This is a genomic window from Endozoicomonas sp. OPT23, from assembly GCF_009653635.1.
GTDB lineage: Bacteria > Pseudomonadota > Gammaproteobacteria > Pseudomonadales > Endozoicomonadaceae > Endozoicomonas_A.
Genome location: NZ_PPFD01000005.1, coordinates 315,796 through 337,861 on the forward strand (window position 1 = coordinate 315,796; position 22,066 = coordinate 337,861).

Below are 22,066 nucleotides of genomic sequence, written 5' to 3' on the forward strand. Positions count from 1 at the left end.
CTACATCACTATCAGCTCGGCCTTCAGGGCACCCGCTTCTTTCAATGCCTGCAACACCGCCATCAAATCTCCGGGCGTTGCCCCTACCTTATTAATGGCATTAACCACATCCTGCAGAGAGTTACTGCCGGACATCATAAACAGTCGTTTCTCACCCTGATCAACACTGATCTCACTGTCGGGGGTGACCGTCGTCTTTCCCTTACTGAACGCACCCGGCTGGCTGACATTAAAATCTTCACGAATACTGACCACCAGATTGCCATGACTAACCGCTGCTGTTTTCACCCTGACAAACTCATTCATTACCACAGTGCCTGTGCGACTGTTGATAATAACCTTGGCCAGCGTATCGCCTTCATCTACGTCCATACGCTCCAGCACCGACATATAGGCCACTCGCTGACTGGCATCGGCCGGAGCATTAATTCGCACCTGAACCCCATTTTCGGCACGGGCAACATCCGGCCCAAAGGTATTGTTGATCGTCTCAACAATATTACCTGCCGTAGTAAAACTCGGCTCACGAAGGTTCAGAAAGATATGTTCACGACTGGCAAAAGTACTGGGCACCGCTCGCTCGATAATGGCACCGGATGGTATTCGAGCCACTGTTGGTACATTAACCGTGATACTGGAACCATCCCGGCCTTCAGCACTGACGCCGGTCGTCATCAAACTGCCCTGGGCAATGGCATAAACAACACCGTCGACGCCTTTTAGTTGTGACATCAACAATGTGCCACCCTTAAGGCTTTTCGCATCACCAATCGATGACACAGTGATATCAATCGCCTGACCCGGGCTGGCAAAAGGCGACAGGGTTGCCGTAACGGAAACCGCCGCAACGTTTTTCAGGTTTGGATCAACACCTTGAGGTAGCTGAACCCCTAACTGACGCAGCATGTTCTTCATGGACTGGGAGGTAAAGCGGGTGTTACTGGTTCGGTCACCCGTGCCCAGCAAACCCACCACAAGACCATAACCCACCAGCTGATTACTGCGCACGCCGGTTACATCCACCAGATCCATCAACCGGGCGGCACTGGCATTTACGGAGAACAACATTAATCCCGCTGCCAACCAGCGCACCGATCGCAATACTTGCTCTGAAAATCTCATTGGATCAGCCTCTTACATCGGAAACAGCGGGTGATTAAAGGCTCTGGATAACCAGCCCTGGGCGTTCACTTCTGCCACCGAGCCTTCTCCGGAATAAGAGATACGGGCATTGGCCAGACGCTGGGAGGAAACGGTGTTATCCGGGGTAATATCTTCCGGGCGCAAGATGCCGGAAATGCGGATGAACTCATCGCCCTGATTCAAACGAATGCCCTTCTCTCCGCGAACCACTAAAGCACCATTTGCCAGCACCTTGACGACAGAAACGGTAATAGAGCCACTCAGCATATTTTCCTGAGAACTTGAGCCCTTACCATTGAAATCCCGCTTTAGATCAATCTTCGATTCCTTACCAACCGTACCCCAGAGTTTGGGAATAGGCAGTTCAAACTTGTTATCCTTCTTGAGACTGGTGCCCGCTGATTTGCTGGAACGGGTTTTCTCATCCAGTTTTACCGTGAGAATGTCACCAACCTGATAGGCCATACGGTCTGCAAACAGGTTGTTGGCATAAACCGGGTTATAGAGGCTGCCATCAATGGCCTGCCGTGCTTCCGGTTCGGGCAGCGGTGGTGGCGCCCAGTCGGCAGAATCCTTTTTCTGCAAAGGCACTCCCGAACAGCCAGCCAAAAACAAAACCACCGGCAGCAGGTAACGAATCATCAGCTTCGCTCCTTACAGGGTCTGGTTGGCAAACTGCATCATTTCATCTGCAGTGGAAATAACCTTGGCGTTCATTTCGTAGCCACGCTGGGCAGTGATCATGCTGACCATCTCTTCCACCATATTAACGTTGGAAGATTCCAGTGTGTGCTGCTTGATCTGACCCGAACCGTCCTGTCCCGGAATAGCCTGCACTGGCTGGCCACTGGAGCCTGATTCTGCAAACAGATTAGAACCCAGCGCTGCAAGGCCCGCCGGATTAATAAAACTGGCCAGAGTAATCTGTCCGACTTCCTGCGGTGTCGGGTTACCCGCCAGAGTGACACTGACCATGCCATCGGCACCAATAGTGACTCCAATGGCGTCTTCCGGAATCTGAATCGCCGGTTCAAGCGGGCTGCCGTTGGCTGTTACCATTTCGCCGTCAGAGTTCAGGTGAAACTGACCATTACGGGTGTAAGCCATAGTGCCATCGGCACGGGATACCTGGAAAAAGCCTTTGCCTTCAATAGCCATATCCAGAGCGTCACTGGTGGTCTGATAAGCGCCAACCGTAAACACCTTCTGGGTTCCAGCCACACGAACACCGGTACCCAGCTGAACACCGTTAGGGATTTCATTGCCTTCGGTATTATCAGCACCGGGTTGACGCTGGACCTGATAGAACAGGTCTTCAAAAACAACACGGTCTCGTTTGAAACCAATGGTGTTGACGTTGGCCAGGTTGTTGGCAATAACCGACAGTTGTTTATCCTGAGCGGTAAGACCGGTTTGTCCGGTAAGCAGTGCAGAGTTCATAGTTATAAATAGTTACTACAATTCGATAATGATTTTTTGTACCGCCAGCTATACATCAGCAAGCAGTAGGCAAATGTCAGGCCCGGAGCAGTTTATCGCCGGAAGCGCCAATATTTTCCATCGACTTCATGGTTTTCAGCTGCATTTCATACTGACGACCCAGCTCAATAAACGACACCATCTCTTTCACGGCGTTAACGTTACTGCCTTCCAGTATGCCGGAAGAAACTCGGATGGCCGGATCAGCCGGTAACGGGTCTGGAACATCACGTCGAAACAGACCATCCTGACTCTTGCTGATATCAGCTGCCGCCGGGTTAACCAGCTTCAATACACCAATTTCAGCCAGTGCATTTTCCCGGGCCCCCTGAGGTTTAACTGTTATACGACCGTCACTACCCACTTCCACTCTCTCGAACGGGGGCAGGACAACAGGCCCGGCATCACTAAGAACGGCATGACCATCGCGGGTCTTCAACATACCGGCTTGATCAACCATAAAGCTGCCAGCACGGGTATAGGCCTCTTTACCCTTATCATCCAAAACGGCAAACCAGCCTTCGCCATTAATGGCCACATCCAGACTTCGACCCGTCTGCATCATTGGGCCACTTTCAAAACTGCTCCATTGCTGGCTATCAATCTTTTCACCGGCGGCGGCATTTTCAGCCGCCTCCATGGTGCTCAGATAATCAGCACGAAAACCGGAAGTGGAGAGGTTCGCCAGATTGTTCGCGTGCACCTGCTGTTTTTGCATGATGCGCACGGTACCTTCAAGAGCTGTGCTCAATACACTGTTCATGATGGCTCCTTAAAGAGTGCTGATCAGCATGCTGGTGTTTTCCTTAAAGGCCGAAATGGATTTGGTGTTAGCCTGATAGGCACTCTGGGCAACAATCATATCCACCAGTTCCATGCTCATATCAACATTGGAATTTTCTCTAGCGCCACCTTTCAATGTGCCTGACTTACCGGCACCTGGCAGACCCACCAGAGCATCCCCTGATTCAACGGACGCTGACCAGCTTGTATTTCCTGCTGCTTTCAGACCGTCATTATTGGCAAAGGTCGCAACTGGTACATAGCCCTGTTTCTGGCTCTGACCGTTGGAGTAGGTAGCAACAATGGCACCGTCGGCACTGATCGAAATGCCATAGAAGTTACCCGCCGCATAACCATTCTGCTTATTGGAACTGACAGAGAAGTCATTACCAAACTGGGTCAATTGAGACACATTGATATCCAGCTTCATCTCGGCAGAGCCGTTACCGAAATTATGAGTAAGAGCAACACTGGCCGGAATCTTCACTTTACCGTTGTTATCAAAGGTCAGCGTATCTGTCTTGATCGCTTTATCACCGTCCATAAAACGAGCTTCCCAGGTACTCTCACCCGTCGCAGCATTCACTCCGATCTTGGTGTAATAGGCAGAGATCTGTTTTTCGTTACCGAGGCTGTCATAAACCGTGGTGGTAGTGGTTGAGTGATAAGTGTCGGTTTTGGTTCGATCGAATGTTTTGGTCGCTCGATCGATCAATTCAGAACGGGCATCCAGATTGGCTACCAGCTTGGCAGTAGAGGTCGTCTTCGCCTTCATGTCTGCATTATTTATTTTCAGTTCAACCAGCTGGCCTTCAATCACTTTGCCATTGTCGTCAGTGGCATAACCCATGACCTTGAAGCCTTGTGGATTAACGAGAAAGCCATCCTTATCAGCATTAAAATTACCCGCACGGGTATAAAAATCCTGACCGTTGCTGTTGCGAGTTATGAAGAAACCATTACCCTTGATCGCCAGATCCGTAGCACTGGTGGTACTGACGGTATTACCCTGAGAAAAGTTCGTCTCTATTCCTGATACAGCAACACCACCACCGCTGGAGGCTGCCGAGTAGACATCCGCAAACTGCACATCCATTGCCTTGTAACCAACGGTGTTGGCGTTTGCGATATTGTTACTGATGATACTCAGGCTTTCACTGGCGGCCTTCAGACCACTGACACTGGTGTTCATAGACATATTATAAAATTCCCTGAAATGTCTGATCAGTTAAAGAGTTCGAAACAGGCTGTCTCGTAAGGTTGCAGGCTTTCGCCCCAGCTGCTTCTTCATAGTGCGGCTGTTATAGAAAGGATTTTGCGTCCAGGTTTCACCATTCCGGTTATTACTGGCTGCCTTTCTGTTGAGATTGGGCAGCGAACGGTTCTGTCCGGACGCTGTCAGAGCCGCCACTGCGACCTGCTGTTCTTTCTCAGGCTCACCCTGAAATTCAGTCACTGCAAAGAGGGGCACCAGGCCAATACCGACCAGGTCGACCAGAACATCTTTGGCTTGACCAGGTACAACGACACTTTTGACAATGCTGCTCTGGGCAATACTTTGCTCTACACGATTACCATTACTGATGGCATAGGCTCGCATCTGGTAATCACCGTCTTCCAGGTTCTTTTCCAGATCAGCCAGCTCGAAAGAGATGCGGCCCTTTTTCTGAGCACCCAGTTTGAGTTCCGCCAGCGGGTCCGTTCTTGCAGGATCCAAACCGGATTTATAAACATTGACGACCAATTGAGCCGTCGAGGCAGTCAACAGAACATCGCCTGTTGGATGGCGACCGTCTTCTACTTTAAAGATGCTGGCCACCACCATCACTTTCTTGCCCACCAGCCCTGACGCATACAACCCCTGTGACTGATAGACCTGAGTGCTCAGCCCTTTCATTACCGTTACCAGTTCTGCGTTCTGCTGCATCATGGTCAGACTGGATAATTGCTGAACCATGACCGCCTGATCCATTGGCTTGCTGGGGTCCTGATATTTCATCTGGGTCATCAACATCTGCATGAAAGCATCTGCGTCCAGCTTCTGATCAGCGTGAGCACTTATGGATACCGTTAACAGCGGCAGCAGTAATGCCAGAATCCTGATTAGTGACATCAATCAACGCCCCAGTGTCAGCAGCTTTTCCTGCATACTGCGAGCATTGGACATAACCTCAACACTGGTTTGATAACTGCGGGTCGCCATCATCATTTCCGACATTTCTTCAATAATGTTGACGTTGGGGTAGTAGACATAACCATTGTCGTCAGCCATCGGATTACCCGGCTCCAGCGCCATAACGGGCTGATTCTCGCTGACAGACATTCCGATGACCTGCACCGGACTGCCGAGGCTTGATGAAGCGGATGAGAGCATCTCGGCAAAAACCGGCTTTCTGGCCTGATACACTTCTTTCGGGTCGGAAGTGGCATTTTTGGCATTGGCCATATTGCCGGCAATGGTATTCAGTCTTGTGGTTTGAGCCGCCATGCTTGAGCCGGCAATGCTGTAGATACTATTTAGAGACATAAACGCTGGTTACTTCCTTTTACTCGGGGCTGCTTTCACAAAGCTGCTTTCAAAAAGCCATCTTCTCTAGAAAATGACTTAGCCGTTAATGGCTCGTTCCAGCCCTTTCAACTTCATATTCAAAAAGGTAAAGCTGGTTTCAAATGCCATTCGGTTACGCATGAAAGCGGCCTGCTCATAACCCAGTTCAACACTGTTTCCGTCCACAGCCTTGCCTTCAGCGTCTCTTTCATACGCTGCAGTGACAATGCTTTCAGAACCCGGAAGCACCAGCTTGTTGCTGCGCATACCCGCTGCAGCTTCCGTGTCGGAGCTCTGGTTTATCTGCTGCTCAAACACTTGCTTAAAGTTGAGGTCACGAGCCTTATAGCCCGGCGTTTCCATATTAGAAATATTACCGGCGATAACTTCCGCACGACTTGCCCGAAACTGAAGCGTAGCGGGCAACACACCCAATGCACCGTCTATGGATATAGCCATTCCTGTTCCTTTCAGCGACTGCTGAATCTCACTTGCTAATAATTAGTCTTATGCTGTAGCAAGCGGCATGCCAGTTTACTCAGCTGATGGCTCAGCTATGAAAACTGTGAGCCCATCGACAGATGTTTTTCACTCAACCACTTCCTCGCAGCGAGAATCGACTGGACTATCAGCAGCGAATCATTAACCTAGGAAACACAACAATTTCAGCCCCACTCATGCGGAAAGTATCTTCCTCGGTATTACCACTTACATGACCAACGACCTATACAATCGAGTGGTTATCCTTGCGTTAACCCTCTGCTCCTGCGTTTGCGAAGCCAGCTCGTCACCTCTTCAGCAGCAGTTGCTGCTCGCAGCCGAACAGGCACTGATAACAAAAGCCAGAAAACTGAAAAACGATCACAAGGCCGCTCGCTACTCCATAGACGATATCTCAATACCCGGAAGCATTAGCCTCCAGCCGTGCAAGCAGCTACCGGACGTTAAGATCAGCACAGCACCAAGGGCTGGCAGGCAGAGGTTAAAACTGAGTTGCCCCGAAAATGGTTGGGCGTTGTTTGCCAGTGGCACAATCCGGTTATACAAACCGGTACTAACCAGCCTGACACTTCTTTCTGCTGGAACAAAGCCTGGCATCAGCCAGTTACAGTGGCAGGAAAAAGATATAGGTGAACTTCGACGAGGCTATCTCACGTCCCTGAATGAACTGAGAGACAGGCAAGCCAGGCGACAGATCAAAGCGGGAACAACACTTACTCCTGCGATGTTTAAACCGGAAGAGATTATTCAAAGAGGGGAGGAAGTTATTCTGATCGTAAAAACCAGCACTCTGGAGATCAGCATGCCCGGAAGATCCATGGAAAAAGGTACTATGGGAAAGCAGATTCGCGTTCGAAATCTGTCCAGCAATAAAGTTGTCAGGGGAATTGTTTCCGGAAAAGGATTTATTACTGTTCAGTAACATTTAATTATTTCCTCCCCGAGGCGTTTCCTTAAGTACGACCCAGCCCTGCCACCCCAATTGATCTGGTGTAATATAGGCGCCTGACTACTCGCTGAAACCTGTGAGCCAAATAACCATGACAACTATTTCCGATATCCGCTCCAGCACCCCTATTCGCTTCAGCTCTGAGCGCAAGCAGACCGAGACCAAAGAGCTGCCTGTCAGCACTGTCAGCCTTAGCGATACATCTGAAGTGCTGACCAAGGCTGAGGAATACACCAAACGTGTTCCCGACGTTGATGAAGCCAAAGTAGCTGAAATCAAAACTGCTATCGCAAACGGTGATTTCAAGCTCAATCACGACCGACTGGCACAGAAAATGCTCGACTTTGAACTGACTCTTTTTGACTGATCATTTTTGATCGAGCCTCAGGTTTTTCTCATGCCCCAACAAGCGATTTTAGACACCCTTCTGGATGAACTGGAACTCTATGAAGAGTTACTGGAAACCCTGCACGTTCAGCAGGAACAGCTATCCGGACGGGAAAGCAAAGGGCTGGAACAAAGTGCCGAAATTATTGTAAGTCTGGTCACCGAAACCCGTGACAACCGCAAGGTTCGATCGCAACTGCTGGCAGATCTGGAACTGGAAAATACTCCGGAGGGAATGGATATTTATCTTTCCGAACTCCCGGCATCCAGACAGGTTGAAGCAACAGAAACCTGGGAAGAGCTGGTTGAGCTGGTTGCCGAATGCAAAGCCGTCAATCAGGTCAATGGCCAACTGTTGAACATACAACAACAGATGACCGAGAACCTGCTTCAGCGTCTGGATATCCAGAATACTCACCCTGCCTATTCTTCTGATGGCCATCAGAAAAAAGAGCACAGTGCTCTTTATCAAACCAGCACTTGAGCCTTTATCAAACCAGCGCCTGAACGTTATTTTTCAAAAAGCAAGCTTCCGGTCAAAGGGAATTTGACCCATAGCTCATGCGGGCCGAAAACTCATCCAGCAAACTCTGCTCCTGTTTCTGCAGCTTTTTATTTAACAGAATCTGATGACGACCCAACAGATGCTCGGCCGTTTTAACCTGTCGTTTTTCCTGCTGATAAGATTCCTGAACGGATTGACACTGAACCTCCTGCACTGCCACCTGATGCTGCTGATGGCGAACCGCGTGATCCACCCTTTCCACCATCATCTGGGCACTGTTCAGAGCCAGGCCACTGGCCTGCTTATTGGTACTCCAGACATAGCCCTGCCGGTATTCTTCCAGCTGCTCTAATCGTTGTTCTTCCTGAACAAGACGACTCTGCTCAGCCACCAGAGCATCTTTCGCCTTATCACACGTCATTTGACGAATAATGAGCAATCGATTCAGCTGTTTTTTTCTTTTCACACTCAGTCCCTGGAAAATCAATCTCTACCAGAGGTTATGCAATTGCTGTACCGACTCGTCAAAATCAGAGGCTTCGAACATACCCTGAGTGAGCATATTCGACATGGATGGATAGAGTGAGAAAGCCTGATCAATTTCCGGGTCTGTTCCCTGACGATAGGCACCCAGAGTCAAAAGCTCTTTGTTTCGACTGTAAAGGGAAAGCGTTTTCCGGAACTTCAACGCCCTATCAAGATGCTGCTTATCCACCACCTGCGGCATCACTCGGCTTACGGATTGTTCTACGTCGATAGCCGGATAATGACCTGACTCGGCCAGCTCACGGCTCAACACAAAGTGGCCGTCCAGAATCGCACGCGCAGCATCAGCAATGGGGTCCTGTTGATCATCACCTTCTGACAGCACGGTATAAAAAGCGGTCATACTGCCCTGCTGATTCTCACCATTACCGGCTCTTTCTACCAATGCTGGCAGCATACTGAACACTGACGGCGGATAACCTTTGGTTGCCGGTGGCTCACCGACCGCTAACGCAATTTCTCGCTGCGCCTGGGCAAAACGGGTCAGGGAGTCCATCAATAACAAAACATCCTTACCCTGATCACGAAAATATTCGGCAATTCTGTGGCAAAGCCTTGAAGCCCTGAGTCGCATAACCGGCGAACTGTCAGCAGGAGCGGCTACGACCACTGCACGACGAAGACCTTCTTCACCGAGACTGTGTTCAATAAACTCCCGCACCTCACGACCACGCTCACCGACAAGACCCACCACAGTGACTTCAGCACTGGTATAGCGGGTCATCATACCCAGCAGAACACTCTTACCCACACCACTGCCTGCGAACAAGCCTAATCGCTGCCCTTTACCAACAGTTAGCATGGCGTTGATAGCCCGTACCCCCACATTCAGAGGTTCCGAAATAGGCCGGCGTCGCAGCGGGTTAATTATTTCGCTTTCCAGCGGGGTAGACACTTTGGTGTCGATAGCGCCAAGGCCATCCAGTGGTTTGCCAGTGCCATCGATAACCCTTCCGAGCAGTTCGTCACCAACAGGAATACGACTGCCAGTACGGATAGGCATGACCCAGTCACCGGACCGGAGACTGGTTGGTGGTTCAAGGGGCATCAGAAACAATCGCCCGCCATCGAAGCCAACCACCTCTGCTTCCAGCTTTACGCCATTATCATCACCAATGAGACAGCGCTGCCCGGTGCTGAGCACACAGCCTCTGGCCTCAAGACAGAGACCGTTTACCCGGTAAAGGCGACCATAAACCTGCCCAGCGGAAACACGACAGTTATTCTCTGCTTTCTTCAGCCGCTCACTGAGGTCCAATACGCCTTCACCTGTCATAAGCGATCATCAACCTACATTCTTGATGGTTTCGAGCTTATAGATGCCTCTTGAGATCGCCATATCAGGCTGCTCGGGAATCAGGGCATCAACTCCCAGTTCAAGTGCAAGTTCTTCACCAATCAGGGAAGCACCACCACCGACAATCAGAACCTTGTCCAGCAGGGTTGGCGAGGAAACCATGGCTTCCAGTTCGCGCAGAATGGTTTTCAATACAGTACGGCTGGCTCGTTCAATCAGGTTACCGACTTCGATATTTTTCAGTCGGCCTGTTTTCAGTGCTTCTTCCGCCATGGCTCGGGGAATACGCTTGATACCAAACTCAGGCGCCGCCAGCTCGGAAAAACGTTCCGCAATGGTCAGCACACCGGTCTGAAAACTGTCGTAGGCTTCAATAGTGCCATTGGGCGTTACTACTGAGACGTCAGTTGTCGTCCCACCAATATCAACCACCAGTATTTTCATGGCTTCATCAAAGCCGGGTTTCAAAGCACCTGAATCGTCACGAATGGTATCGAACAGCGCCGGAATACCTTCCGGATAAACCTTGCAGTCGATGATCTCAGCCAGCTGATGACCTGCTGCCGATTTGATACCACCGAGAATATTGCGTTTCTTACTGGAGATCAGTTTCTGGTTGATCGGGTCGCCTTTCACTTTCGAGAAAAACTGATTCATTGGCAGAGTTACGGCGACCCGTACACTGCGACCGGCAAAACCACTCTGTCTCAGGGTTTCGTGCACCAGGGCACGATTCGCCTCGGACGTTTGATAGGATGGAATATTGGTGCGAATAATATCGTCAAAGTCACCATTGACGGTGTACTCACCACCTTCCTCGGTAAAATAGGCAGATTCGGCATAGCCGTTGATATCCACCTTGGCCTGCTCAGCAATACGGGAAGGCACAACACGAGTCAGCACCGCACCATTTTCAGCCCGGTAGGTAGCCTTGGCCTGGGCAGAACCCTCATCAATCACGACCAATACGGTCATTTCTCTCTCCTGAATACATCCTGAAACTGCAGCCGTTAATTATTCACAGGCAGTTTCAGTACAACTTATTGAATTCAATAAAAGACAGTTATTACCTGTCCTGGCCGTTACTGCCCAAGCCCACCCCAGGCTCCAAGACCTTCCGCAGCGGCTGCTGAAGGTTGAAACTGGAATGATTCTGTTTGGACGTCCGGTGGTTCTTTCGATGGCGCCGACGAATTTTTATGAGCCGCACCTGCATCGCCGTAAGAATCAGTTTCAGCAGACGAATGGTCAGGCTCAACAGGTGCAGGCATTTCGTTTCCGATTTGATAAAGCGGACTGAAATCAGACGGTTCTGTACGTTCCGGCCTATCCAGAAGACTGCCCCGAAATTGCTCAATACAATCCGTGAGACGACTTTCCAGAGTAGCGTAGACTTCACCCTGATCGGCCTCAACACGACAGCCGCCCGGTGTTAACTGATCATCGGAGTGGAACGACAGAGGAATCTTCTGATCCTGTCTCAAGGGTTCCAGCCAGTGCATATCAGAAGAATGAACGTAGACCCTGACTCGGCCAATATCATCAGAGTTAAGGAGAGACACCGCATTTTGTACCAGCTCCAGAATATGTTCAGGTGCAAGCTTCAATTCACCCGCAACCACCTCAATCAATAACCGCTCAATCAACTCGGCTACTTCAACCATCTGCCGCTCTGATAACAAACGGGCACCGTCAGCCATAGACAGCTTCAACTGTTCGATAGCCTGAAGTTGATTCCGGATATCCTGCTGTCCCTGCTCAAGCCCTTGCTGCTGACCTTCCTCAATACCCTGCTGAAAGCCTTCTTCGTGCCCCTGAGCTTTTGCTTCCGTTCGCAACTCCTGCTCCAGCTCAGTGTGCCCTTCCAGCTGACCCTGCTGCAACCCTTTCTGATACATATCTTCCAGTTGCTGCTCGAGCATTTCAGGCGTCATGCCAATTTCTTCAACCAGCTTCTGCTTGAGTTGATGACGACTGCCCCAGACGGTATAAACATCGTCCCTGACACTGCTGTCAGTATTCAGTGTCACCCCTTTCGAGAGGCCAAACAGAGGTTTCAAACCTTCAGGAGCAACGACTGGAGAATCTGCGTCTTTTGCTAACGCATCAGGAAACTGATGGGTCCGAGCCGATTCGGCAAGAACGGCTTCTGCTGATTTTGAGCCAGACTCGATTGACATATCACTCAACCATCTCGTCTGAACTACCGCCCAGTTCAATCTGACCTTCAGCGGCCAGCAAACGAGCCGTTTCAGTCAACTGTTCACGCGCCGCCATAACCCGACTTTTACGAACGCCTTCACCGGTTTCAACTTCATCTTTAAGGGTTGCTGCAGCACGTTTACCCAGGCATGCGTAAATTTGCTCTTTACGTGCCAATGGCAAACCGCGCATCGCCATGGCGAGAATATCGTCATCCGCGTATTCAACAAGCACACGCAGTGACGCAATATCCAGCTCCATCACATGTTCAAAGGTGAAGCGCAGCGCAGCAACCTGTTCGGCAAGACCTTCATCCGCCGTTTTCAAATTCTCGATCAGAGCCTCACCAACATCATGATCCATATGATTCAGCACTTCAGCCAGCTGCTCAGCCCCTTTAATGGAATAGCTGCTGACTTCCTGTTCTGTCAGACCATCAATCAGACCGGCAACTGCTTCCAGAGAACTGGAAGGAACCGTGGAAAGCGCCGCTAAACGTCGTGTAACGTCTGCCCGAACGGACTCAGACATCAGAGCCAGAACTTCAGCACTGCGCACCGGATCCAGGCAGGCCAGAGTAACCGCCTGCAGCTGCGGGTGCTCACTGCCTACCAACCGGGAAATTATTTTCGGATCCAGCATTAACAGCTTTTCGAGAGAGTCTGCGTATTCCACGCCTTCTGCCGTCTGCAGAAGTTCACGGGCCCGTTTTTCACCCAAAACTTTCTGCACTGCGCGATTCATCCCCGACTTATCGGTAAACATTGGCGCTCGACTGGTTTCAGCCAGCAAACTGGACATAACGCCATCCAGCTCACTCTCAACTACGCCTTTGATGGTCGGCAAAATTTCTGCCAGCTCATTAACTCGCTCCGCCGGCATTTTTTCCAGCACCGACGCTGCCAATTCTTCCCCCAGACCCAGCAAAGCGATAGCAGCACGCTCCAAACCTGAGCGACTCGCTGGATTCTGGTGATCAACCGGAACTGCAGCACTCATTCCTCACCTTCCTTTATCCAGTTTTCCAGAACGTTAGCAACTTGCTCGGGCTGACTGGCCGCCATATCCTGAACTGATTTCACTGGATCACCCTGAGGTTGGCCCATGATCTGCTGCGTACCTGCTGCAGAAGCAGCCATTGCAGTAGAAGACAGAGCACCAGTAGCAACACCTTCAGGAGTGGTCAATGCAGCAACCTCTCCAGCCGTACCAACAACAGCTCCAGACCCTGCTACCGATTGCGGCAAGGCAAGGGGCTGACCCACCTTTAATTGCTTATTCTTTTTCCTGCGACGAACCATCATCATCAGAATGATAATAACCAGCAGAACACCGAGACCACCGAATCCCAGATAAATATACGGCAGGTAGTCGCGGTTGGTTCCCATGGCTTTTTCAATAATATTGCCCGTGTCTTCTTTTTCGACTTCGACAAAAGGAAGCGCCTGAACGGCTACCTGGTCACCTCTGGCAGCATCAATACCGGCTGCATTGGCCAGAAGGCTGCGAATAGCGGTCAACATGGCTTCAGCCCCATCACCGTCGAGACCAGCTACACGACTATTAAGAATTACAGCGATATTAATATTTTCAAGACGATAGGCATCCTGACGGCGGTAAGAAACAGATCGATCCAGCTCATAATTGCGAACTCTGGAAAGACCTGTACCACCCTTGGAACCATTGTCAGCCTGCTCTCCTGATGGCTGATCGGGTACAGAACCGTTCATGGTTTCACTTCTCAGTGCGGCGCCTTCAGGATCAAACGCTTCTACAGTATTTTCCTGAAAACTGAAGTCCACATCAGCATTAACAACCACCCGCAGGTTGCCAGCACCCACCAGCGGCTCGATCAGACGAGCCATGTTCTGACGGTAGTCATTTTCAATCAGTTGAATATAACGACGCTGGCGGTCCAGTTCTTTTTCACCGGAACGGTCCATACCGTAAAGAGGGTTACTGTTCTGATCGAGAATGGATACTTTGTCAGCACTGAGCTGCGGCAGACTGCCTGCAACCAGATTGATGATGCCCTGCACCTGCTCGGTATCCAGCTCAACGCCGGAATACAGATCCACATAAACAGCAGCAGACGGAGCAACCTGATCCCGCATAAAGGCTGAACGCTTGGGCACTGCCAGATGAACTCTGGCTGAGCGCACCGGCCTCAGGCTCATGACTGTTTTGGAGAGCTCGCCCTCAAGACCACGAAGGTACTGGGCTTTTTCTACAAACTGGCTACGCCCCAGCTGGTTCTCGCCGGAGAGCAACTCGAGACCTTCCGGCATTTTTGCCGTAATGCCTGCTGTTGCCAATGTCATTCTGGCAGCGCGCTGACGACTTTCTGATACCAGAACCTGGCCGCTTTCAGGGTGCAGCTGATACGGAATATCATTAGTGCCCAGGGCTTCGATCACCGCTGCGGTGTCATAGAGTTCCTGACGACCGTAGAGTGGTTTAAGATCCCGGCTATCAGCCGTACTCCAGAGCCAGATGGTAGTAAATATCGTCAGCAGCAAGGCACCAGCGATTACGATTACGGTCAGGTTTTTTTGAACCAACTCAGTCAACGATACTTCGTTGAGATTGCGCACTTTCTGTCTGAATGTATTCAGCAGGCTGGGCAGTGGCGATGATTCCGCCCGATCAGAAGCCTTCACTCAAAACTCCCTATTCAGACCGGCATGTTATAGACAGTTTCATAAGCTGAAACCACACGGTTTCTCACCTGAATAACCCCCTGAAAAGACAGGGAAGCCTTTTGGCTGGTAATCATGGTGCCGATCAAATCATCAGACAGACCCAACTCAAATTCTGTTCGCTGTTTGTCTGCATCCATCTGCATGGCATTCACCTGATCCAGCGCACCTTTCATCACACTGGCAAAATCACCGTTCACAGCATCGGTATTTTTGACCAGACCGGTCACATTAGGCTGAATTGCCTGAACAGCATCCATCTCGCCACCCGGCAGAGTCAGTCGGTTCAGAGAAGGAGCAGATAAATTATTTAAATCCAGCATATTTCTTCAGCTTTAATAAAATCGAGTGGCTTCTCACTGTAACGACAGTGGAAGTTTATTTGTTTTGCTTTAATCAGGTTCAAGTCAGGCGGAAGCCTTGCTTTCAATCAGATCATCAACATTCAGGCCCGCTTCTCGTAATTGAGCCAGCTTGTAGCGGAGCATTCGAGTCGTCATACCCAACTCTTCTGCGGTACGGCTTCTATGTCCATTGTTTCGACTTAATACCCGAAACAACTGATTCCACTCCTCTCTTTTCCGGGCCGGGCCGGGCAGCTTTGCCTGATTCAATTGTGATTGTTCAGCCGCACCTAAAGTCGAGTATTCCTCAGGAACAGCAACCACTTTTCCCTCTTCAACATGAGGCTGGCTTTCTGCAGACATGAAGTCATTACTATCAGGCAACATGAGATCTGAAGGCAAAATCACCCAGCTTCGCTTGAGAACACAGGCTCGCTGTACAACATTGCCAAGCTCTCTGACATTTCCAGGCCAGGAATAATGTTGCAAACACTCCGCCGCGACCGGACTCAGTTCTATTCGCGGCTGACCGGTCTCATGACTCAATTCACTGATCATTTTTTTCACCAGAGGCAGAATATCTTCCCGACGTTCACGCAATGGCGACAGATGCAAAGGAAAAACATTCAATCGGTAATAGAGATCTTCGCGAAACAACCCCAGCTCCACCTGTTTCCGAAGATCCCTGTTAGTAGCCGACAATACTCGTACATTAATTTTGACCGGTTCCTGCCCACCCAGCCTTTCTACTTCACGCTCCTGCAGTACACGGAGTAGCTTTGCCTGTTGTTCGAGCGGCATCTCGGCAACCTCATCAAGAAACAGGGTGCCACCATCCGCCTGCTCAAATTTCCCTGACTTTCTACTGGTTGCCCCGGTAAAAGCACCTTTCTCATGCCCAAACAGTATCGATTCCAGCATAGCCTCCGGAATCGCCGCACAATTGACGGCGACAAATGGCTGTTTTTTTCGGGCAGAAGTCTGGTGTATATAGCGGCTGAATACTTCCTTGCCGGTACCGGACTCACCGGTAATCAGTATCGATGCATCTGTTACTGCTGCACGCTTGGCCAACTGAACGGCATGACGTGTTGCCGGCGCAGCTGCAACAAGGAACTCTTTCTCGGGAGCAACAACAAGCTCTCTGATTTTACGGCCCAGCACATCGCTACTGACGGGCCTGACCAGATAGTCCGCAGCGCCTTCTGAAATGGCTCGAACTGCATGATCCCTGTCAGCACAATCAGCCACCATTAACACGGCACATTCCGGCATGGCACGCCTGATAACGGGTATCAGTTCACATGCATCAGCACTGGCCATACTGGCATCAAGAATCACGAGGGATGTACTTAAACGATTCAATTCACCAAGCAACTCATCAGCACTGAGTTGAAGGAAATTATGAGACTCTACTCCCGGTGCTGACTGAAAAACAGTCGTAAAAGAAGCATCGTCAGTGACCAGCACCACATCATTTGACAGCATCACCTAACGTCTCCTTTGCCGGTAATACACTTCTGGACAAGCGAATCTCAACCCTGCGATTCATATCGTCAGGCATTCCTGCCAGAGGGTACCGCTGCCCATGCTGTCGCACAGCCTTCAGCAGTTTTTGGTTTAATCCCTTTGCCAGCAGGTAACCCTCCACCTGCTTTGATCGTTGACCCGACAAAGTAAGATTACTTAACCTCTGTCCATTAACATCAGAGTGCCCATCGATAGTCACAGATGTCACGGTTTCGTCGTAATTCAGGAACTGGATTAGATGATCAAGCAGCCTTTCGTGGCTGTCAGATAAGCCGGATTGTCCTACATCAAACCTGAGATCGATTGACTGAGCTGTTCCCCAGCCAATAGGAGGTAAAGTATTTCTCAGCGAATTAAACTCTATCGAAGTTTGCTTGAAATCAACGGCAGGAATGATCAAAGTCTGAACAACCCTGGACTTGGACAGCACATCAACTTCCAGCCATTTTCCCTCGATAAGGCTACCCAGAATTTTTTTGACATTTTTATCGCTATAAATCACACGCTGTTTGTAAACAGACTCACCCACTGGCAATTTTTTTTTCGCACTGAGCAGCTCTCTCTCACTATTTTCAAGTAATGGAGAGCCTACCGAATAGATTTCAACCTGGTGTGAATCAGCCAGAATAACTGGAGAATACAGTCTGAACTGCAATGGGCTTCCCGCCCTCTGAAAAAACTTGATCCGCTTATCTTTTTTAGCTTTGAAAACAAGAGAGACCTCAAATGGAGCACTCTCTACTTGCCAGCGTCCGAGTTCAAATTCATTAGCTTTAACAGATGTTAAAAATGATAGTGTAACTAAAAATACCAATACTATTACTTGAGCAGGCATAATCTTCCTTTTGCCAAATTCCTTGCTCAGACTGAAAGATGTGCAAACAAAGGGACATTACTAATAATTGACTACTTAAAGAAAAACACTAAAAGACCACTGTCTTTTATTTATTCTACCTATACCTCCCCCCGCATTCGCATCAGTGTTTTCCACTACATCGAACTAACCAGCTCACACTTACAACATAAAAAAATAAATTAGAACGCTCTAATAAGCACACTCAGACATTCGATTTAACATCAATTATTACAATCACTTATGAAATAATCAAAGAATTTACTCAATAAAATAGAGCTAAGAATAATTTGAGAGCAATGATTAGCCAGTCTGATCAAAAAGCAATCATATTGATGCAGATCAATATTTAATATGAGAAGTATCTTAATAGACTCTTTCATAAAAATTCTATTAAACCTAAAAATTCGATCACAATATTTACTAATATCATTTGTACTTTTTGTTTTTTTCAATACTATACGACGGCACTAAAACTCAACTTAACTCATAACTTCGATTCAGCCACTGTGACCATAGAAAAAAACAGCATACATCCTTTTAATCTTTTTCTGGCAGGGAACCAGATTCATAGCCTTAATACACTGCTGGAAAAAATTACAGATCAGTGTGCTAAAAAATATCAGGCTGGACTTGAGCAACTGTTACAGACAAAAATTAAAGTTAAACATCATCTTGAAATAAAGCAGTTGCTTCTTAACTGCAAAAGCGATCCGGACTTTTACAGAAATCGAGTCATTCTTAACGATGACCCGCACTCGACTGCCTCTATTTCACTTGAAAAGCAGGTTACTGCCGTCTGTCTTGATTATCTCTGTGGTGGCAGCGGAGACCTGAATGACATCCCCAAAAAGGAAGTTGTCACTGCAGGTGAGCGCCGTTTTCTACAAAAGATGTCCAGAGTGCTGTTTGATTGTTTTGAAGAATCAATACTGAACACGTCTCCTATGACTCTGGGGTTAACCACCCGCACAGAAGACGCTGAAGCAGATCGTAATCCACAGTCTGAAGTAGGCTTTGTGGTTTCCATGGAGTTTACTCTCACTACAGAATTCGCATCGGGAAAAATACAACTACTGTTTCCTGCTTCTGCTTTTGCCCATATTACCAAGGCAGAGCAAAGCCTTGACCGCTGGGAAATGCAAACCAAACTGAAACAGCGCATGGCCGATGTTTCTCTACCACTGACTGCTATTCTGGGCTGCCAGAAAATCACCCTGTCTCAGGCCGTTAATCTGAAACCTGGCGATATTCTCCCTCTCTCAGAACCACTGACTGCCGAGGTATTCATCAGTGGTCAATCATTCTGTAAGGCAGATGTCGTTACCAATAACAGTCAGTTGATGCTTCAGGTCTGTGAAGAACAGGACAAGCACCAACTACTTGCCCAGAAGGAGCGCCCTTCGGAAGCACATACTTTGACAGAGAAGCGCAGCAGCCGCAGAAGTAGCCGTCGACGCAGAACTGCCAGAGACTGACAGCAGATAATTCCTGATGTACATAATGTGACTGATTTCCTTATTGGAGATACAACAATAGTCACTCCTTCAACCTTAATGAATTTGAATGTTTGATGAGCAGTAACACCGAGAACTCCAGCCAGGTTTTAGAACAGACGACCGTTGCCGAGGCAACCACCGATATCGCCGAAACTACAGCTGAGCTGTTACAGCGACCGGAAACCTCTTCTCCAGCCAGCAATCTCCAGAGCCCTGACCTGGATATGATTCTGAATATTCCGGTCGAGCTGTCCCTGGAAGTTGGCCGCACAGAGCAAACGGTTGAACAGGTTCTGGCTCTCGCTAAAGGCTCTGTTATCGAACTGAACAGAAAGGCCGGCGAGCCTCTCGATGTAAAGGTCAATGGCACACTGATTGCTCATGCCGAAGTAGTAGAGTCTCAAGGCAAATACGGCATTCGTATTATTGATGTGATTGCTGGTAATAATCAGCCGGGCAAACTGATTTAAGATGTTTCGCAACCTTCTGCTGATACCCATAGCTTTGATGAGTCCTATAGCTCAAGCCTCGGAATTCAACACGAACCTGACTGAAAGTCTGATTCAAATACTGTTGATGCTAGGACTTGTGATAGGTCTGATTCTGGCACTGGCATGGTTGACGAATAAAACCGGGCGGATAGGAAACTTCGGACAATCTGATCGTCATATTCGCCTGATAGAAACCACGTCTTTTGGTCGCCATGAAAAACTCAGCCTGGTTCAGGTGGGTGACAAACAACTTCTGTTAGGCGTTACCTCACAGGGAATAAACCTTATCAGTGAAGTGTCTGTTAATACCTCTACAGCAGCAGATAGAGAGACACTGAAGTCACCACTGCAATGGGCAACACAGGTTCTGGGACAAAACAAAACCGGTAGCAATGATTTAAGCAGTAGCGGGAATAACGATTTAAGCGGTAGCGGGATTAACTAAATGCCAGGAATCCATAAAAACGTGCAGTGGTTATCCATACTTCTGCCACTGGCACTGTTTGCCCCACTTGCTTCAGCCGCACCGGATATCCCACTGTTTTCAGTGTCTGGTAATGAAGGCAGTCAGGAATACAGCACTACCTTGCAGATTTTACTTCTGCTCAGTGCTATGTCATTTCTGCCAGCGCTGCTGTTGGTACTGACCAGTTTTACCCGTGTGGTTATCGTGCTTTCCATGTTGAGACAGGCCATCGGCCTGCAACAGTCGCCGCCTAACCCGGTAATAGTTGGCCTCGCATTGTTTCTGACCCTGTTTATTATGCAGCCGGTTTTTGATCAGGCATGGCAGCAGGCTGTTCAACCCTGGATGGCCGAAGAGTTGTCTTTTCAACAGGCCATAGAACAGGGCAGCGTGCCGTTCCGTGAATTTATGCTGAGCCAGACACGACCTTCAGCCTTGAACCAGATGTCTGATATTGCCGCACTGCCTGCTGCCACCAGTGTCGATGAAGTGCCGATGACGGTATTGATTCCAGCCTTTGTTATCAGTGAGCTGACCACTGCTTTTCAGATCGGCTTTATGCTGTTTATTCCTTTTCTGGTGATTGACCTGGTGGTTGCCAGTGTTCTGATGGCCATGGGTATGATGATGCTGTCGCCTCTGGTGGTGTCGCTGCCTTTTAAAATCATGCTGTTTGTTCTGGTAGACGGCTGGTCTCTGATTGTTGGAACGCTGGCTGCAAGTTATCAATAGCGTATCAGTGTCGTTGGAAGTAGCAGGACTGAATATGGAGAAAGCAGTATGACTCCGGAAATAGCACTGGATTTATTCCGTCAGGCTCAGATGCTCATCGTCATGCTGGTGCTGGTAATCATCACTCCCAGCCTTCTGGTCGGCCTGCTTGTTGCCATTTTTCAGGCCGCTACCCAGATCAACGAACAGACTCTGAGTTTTCTGCCTCGACTGATCGCCATCCTTATTACGATCACACTGACGGGGCCGTGGATCCTGAAAAAGCTGATGGCACTGACCACCGATATTTTCCTTAATATTCCTGCGCTGGTCAGCTGATGGGATTATCAAGTGCTGAACTGACGGCTTTATTCGGGCAGGTGCTATGGCCACTGTTTCGTTGTGGCTCAGCACTCTGGTTAATGCCTGCCTTTGGTGGTCGAGGCGTACCCCGACATGCCCGACTGGCTCTGGCCTGCTCTCTGGCATGGCTGATTTCCGGCCAGATTCCGCCACTGGAACCGGTTGAACCACTGTCCATTGAAGCCTTGATGCTAACACTTGAGCAAATTGTCATTGGCCTTACCTTTGCCATGATCATGCAATTGCTCTTTACCGTGTTCACGTTGGCGGGGCAGATGATGTCGATGCAGATGGGTCTGGCAATGGCGGTTATGAATGATCCACAGCGAGGTCCCGGCGTCCCCCTTATTGGTCGCTGGCTGGAGATTTTTACGCTGATGGTTTTCCTGGCAATGGATGGTCATCTGGTAGTGATTCATGTATTGGCAGAAAGTTTTTATTCCATGCCCATTGGCAGTGGTATCAACACTCAGGACTTTATTGATCTGGTACTTATGGGACAGTGGTTGTTTACCGGTGCCTTACTGGTCTCTCTGCCAGCGGTGTTCAGCATGCTGATGGTAAACTTCTGCTTTGGCGTTATGAGTCGCGCGGCTTCTCAGCTGAATATTTTTGCGCTGGGTTTTCCCATGACCATGATTTTCGGAATGCTCACGCTGTTGCTGGTGATGGCAAGTCTGCCTGATGTTTTTCTGAATATGACGGAAGAAGCACTGTTAATTCTGAAGTCATACGCCGGACAGGGAAGCTGACAAGCCAGACACCACCTT

At 49.3% G+C, this 22,066-nt stretch carries 26 protein-coding genes; 9 read left to right on the plus strand and 17 right to left on the minus strand.

The genetic code is table 11. The features are described 5' to 3' along the window. The 8 genes from EOPP23_RS13035 to flgB all read right to left on the minus strand — a co-directional run bounded on the left by EOPP23_RS13035 (window position 1) and on the right by flgB (window position 6,412). Entirely contained in the window at window positions 1-1,122 is a 1,122-nt protein-coding gene (locus EOPP23_RS13035; protein ID WP_153766424.1) for a flagellar basal body P-ring protein FlgI, read from the minus strand. A gap of 12 nt (window positions 1,123-1,134) precedes the next feature. Beyond that, on the minus strand, window positions 1,135-1,785 hold the full coding sequence (gene flgH / locus EOPP23_RS13040) for a flagellar basal body L-ring protein FlgH (RefSeq protein WP_153766425.1): 651 nt from the start codon (window positions 1,783-1,785) through the stop codon (window positions 1,135-1,137). Window positions 1,786-1,797: 12 nt separating this feature from the next. Continuing rightward, on the minus strand, window positions 1,798-2,583 hold the full coding sequence (flgG, locus tag EOPP23_RS13045; protein WP_153766426.1) for a flagellar basal-body rod protein FlgG: 786 nt from the start codon (window positions 2,581-2,583) through the stop codon (window positions 1,798-1,800). A gap of 76 nt (window positions 2,584-2,659) precedes the next feature. After that, complete coding sequence (locus EOPP23_RS13050) at window positions 2,660-3,385, minus strand: flagellar basal body rod protein FlgF (protein ID WP_153766427.1); 726 nt, start codon at window positions 3,383-3,385, stop codon at window positions 2,660-2,662. Window positions 3,386-3,394: 9 nt separating this feature from the next. Then, a complete protein-coding gene (flgE, locus tag EOPP23_RS13055; protein ID WP_153766428.1) occupies window positions 3,395-4,603 on the minus strand; it encodes a flagellar hook protein FlgE in 1,209 nt (402 codons plus the stop codon). A gap of 30 nt (window positions 4,604-4,633) precedes the next feature. Further along, a complete protein-coding gene (locus EOPP23_RS13060) occupies window positions 4,634-5,518 on the minus strand; it encodes a flagellar hook assembly protein FlgD (RefSeq protein ID WP_153766429.1) in 885 nt (294 codons plus the stop codon). Between the two features lie 3 nt (window positions 5,519-5,521). Continuing rightward, the gene (flgC, locus tag EOPP23_RS13065; protein WP_153766430.1) at window positions 5,522-5,932 is read right to left on the minus strand and encodes a flagellar basal body rod protein FlgC; all 411 of its coding nucleotides are present in this window, start codon (window positions 5,930-5,932) and stop codon (window positions 5,522-5,524) included. A 78-nt stretch (window positions 5,933-6,010) separates the two neighbouring features. Beyond that, complete coding sequence (gene flgB / locus EOPP23_RS13070; RefSeq protein ID WP_153766431.1) at window positions 6,011-6,412, minus strand: flagellar basal body rod protein FlgB; 402 nt, start codon at window positions 6,410-6,412, stop codon at window positions 6,011-6,013. Between the two features lie 253 nt (window positions 6,413-6,665). Between flgB and flgA the strand changes: the two genes are divergently transcribed. The 3 genes from flgA to flgN all read left to right on the plus strand — a co-directional run bounded on the left by flgA (window position 6,666) and on the right by flgN (window position 8,274). Beyond that, entirely contained in the window at window positions 6,666-7,376 is a 711-nt protein-coding gene (flgA, locus tag EOPP23_RS13075) for a flagellar basal body P-ring formation chaperone FlgA (protein WP_153766432.1), read from the plus strand. Between the two features lie 118 nt (window positions 7,377-7,494). Further along, complete coding sequence (gene flgM, locus EOPP23_RS13080) at window positions 7,495-7,770, plus strand: flagellar biosynthesis anti-sigma factor FlgM (RefSeq protein ID WP_153766433.1); 276 nt, start codon at window positions 7,495-7,497, stop codon at window positions 7,768-7,770. Between the two features lie 30 nt (window positions 7,771-7,800). Beyond that, window positions 7,801-8,274, plus strand: coding sequence for a flagellar export chaperone FlgN (gene flgN, locus EOPP23_RS13085; RefSeq protein WP_153766434.1), 474 nt, complete (start codon window positions 7,801-7,803; stop codon window positions 8,272-8,274). Window positions 8,275-8,326: 52 nt separating this feature from the next. Here the strand turns inward: flgN and EOPP23_RS13090 are convergent, their stop codons facing one another. The 9 genes from EOPP23_RS13090 to EOPP23_RS13130 all read right to left on the minus strand — a co-directional run bounded on the left by EOPP23_RS13090 (window position 8,327) and on the right by EOPP23_RS13130 (window position 17,568). Then, entirely contained in the window at window positions 8,327-8,761 is a 435-nt protein-coding gene (locus EOPP23_RS13090) for a flagellar FliJ family protein (RefSeq protein WP_153766435.1), read from the minus strand. 24 nt (window positions 8,762-8,785) lie between these two features. Continuing rightward, a complete protein-coding gene (fliI, locus tag EOPP23_RS13095) occupies window positions 8,786-10,117 on the minus strand; it encodes a flagellar protein export ATPase FliI (RefSeq protein WP_153766436.1) in 1,332 nt (443 codons plus the stop codon). 9 nt (window positions 10,118-10,126) lie between these two features. Further along, window positions 10,127-11,113 (minus strand): ParM/StbA family protein, encoded by a 987-nt coding sequence (parM, locus tag EOPP23_RS13100; protein WP_153766437.1) that lies wholly within the window; start codon window positions 11,111-11,113, stop codon window positions 10,127-10,129. Window positions 11,114-11,220: 107 nt separating this feature from the next. Then, the gene (locus EOPP23_RS13105; RefSeq protein WP_153766438.1) at window positions 11,221-12,318 is read right to left on the minus strand and encodes a FliH/SctL family protein; all 1,098 of its coding nucleotides are present in this window, start codon (window positions 12,316-12,318) and stop codon (window positions 11,221-11,223) included. Between the two features lies 1 nt (window position 12,319). After that, entirely contained in the window at window positions 12,320-13,339 is a 1,020-nt protein-coding gene (locus EOPP23_RS13110) for a FliG C-terminal domain-containing protein (RefSeq protein WP_153766439.1), read from the minus strand. Further along, on the minus strand, window positions 13,336-15,000 hold the full coding sequence (fliF, locus tag EOPP23_RS13115) for a flagellar basal-body MS-ring/collar protein FliF (protein WP_153766440.1): 1,665 nt from the start codon (window positions 14,998-15,000) through the stop codon (window positions 13,336-13,338). Before fliF ends, EOPP23_RS13110 begins: the two co-directional genes overlap by 4 nt. Window positions 15,001-15,014: 14 nt before the next feature. Beyond that, window positions 15,015-15,362, minus strand: a complete 348-nt coding sequence (fliE, locus tag EOPP23_RS13120) for a flagellar hook-basal body complex protein FliE (RefSeq protein WP_153766441.1) — start codon at window positions 15,360-15,362, stop codon at window positions 15,015-15,017. 84 nt (window positions 15,363-15,446) lie between these two features. Next, window positions 15,447-16,871: a sigma-54 dependent transcriptional regulator gene (locus tag EOPP23_RS13125; protein ID WP_153766442.1), complete on the minus strand. Its 1,425-nt coding sequence runs from the start codon at window positions 16,869-16,871 to the stop codon at window positions 15,447-15,449. After that, window positions 16,858-17,568: an OmpA family protein gene (locus EOPP23_RS13130; RefSeq protein ID WP_194842599.1), complete on the minus strand. Its 711-nt coding sequence runs from the start codon at window positions 17,566-17,568 to the stop codon at window positions 16,858-16,860. The genes EOPP23_RS13125 and EOPP23_RS13130 overlap by 14 nt, the downstream gene beginning before the upstream one ends. 707 nt (window positions 17,569-18,275) lie before the next feature. Between EOPP23_RS13130 and EOPP23_RS13135 the strand changes: the two genes are divergently transcribed. From EOPP23_RS13135 to fliR, 6 genes are all read left to right on the plus strand, one after another. Continuing rightward, window positions 18,276-19,244: a FliM/FliN family flagellar motor switch protein gene (locus EOPP23_RS13135; RefSeq protein WP_153766444.1), complete on the plus strand. Its 969-nt coding sequence runs from the start codon at window positions 18,276-18,278 to the stop codon at window positions 19,242-19,244. A 95-nt stretch (window positions 19,245-19,339) separates the two neighbouring features. Next, a complete protein-coding gene (gene fliN / locus EOPP23_RS13140; protein ID WP_153766445.1) occupies window positions 19,340-19,735 on the plus strand; it encodes a flagellar motor switch protein FliN in 396 nt (131 codons plus the stop codon). A gap of 1 nt (window position 19,736) precedes the next feature. Further along, window positions 19,737-20,201 (plus strand): flagellar biosynthetic protein FliO, encoded by a 465-nt coding sequence (gene fliO, locus EOPP23_RS13145; RefSeq protein WP_153766446.1) that lies wholly within the window; start codon window positions 19,737-19,739, stop codon window positions 20,199-20,201. Continuing rightward, window positions 20,202-20,954, plus strand: coding sequence for a flagellar type III secretion system pore protein FliP (gene fliP / locus EOPP23_RS13150; protein WP_153766447.1), 753 nt, complete (start codon window positions 20,202-20,204; stop codon window positions 20,952-20,954). A gap of 48 nt (window positions 20,955-21,002) precedes the next feature. Then, entirely contained in the window at window positions 21,003-21,272 is a 270-nt protein-coding gene (fliQ, locus tag EOPP23_RS13155; protein ID WP_153766448.1) for a flagellar biosynthesis protein FliQ, read from the plus strand. Beyond that, complete coding sequence (gene fliR, locus EOPP23_RS13160; protein ID WP_153766449.1) at window positions 21,272-22,048, plus strand: flagellar biosynthetic protein FliR; 777 nt, start codon at window positions 21,272-21,274, stop codon at window positions 22,046-22,048. Before fliQ ends, fliR begins: the two co-directional genes overlap by 1 nt. Window positions 22,049-22,066 lie beyond the last annotated feature (18 nt).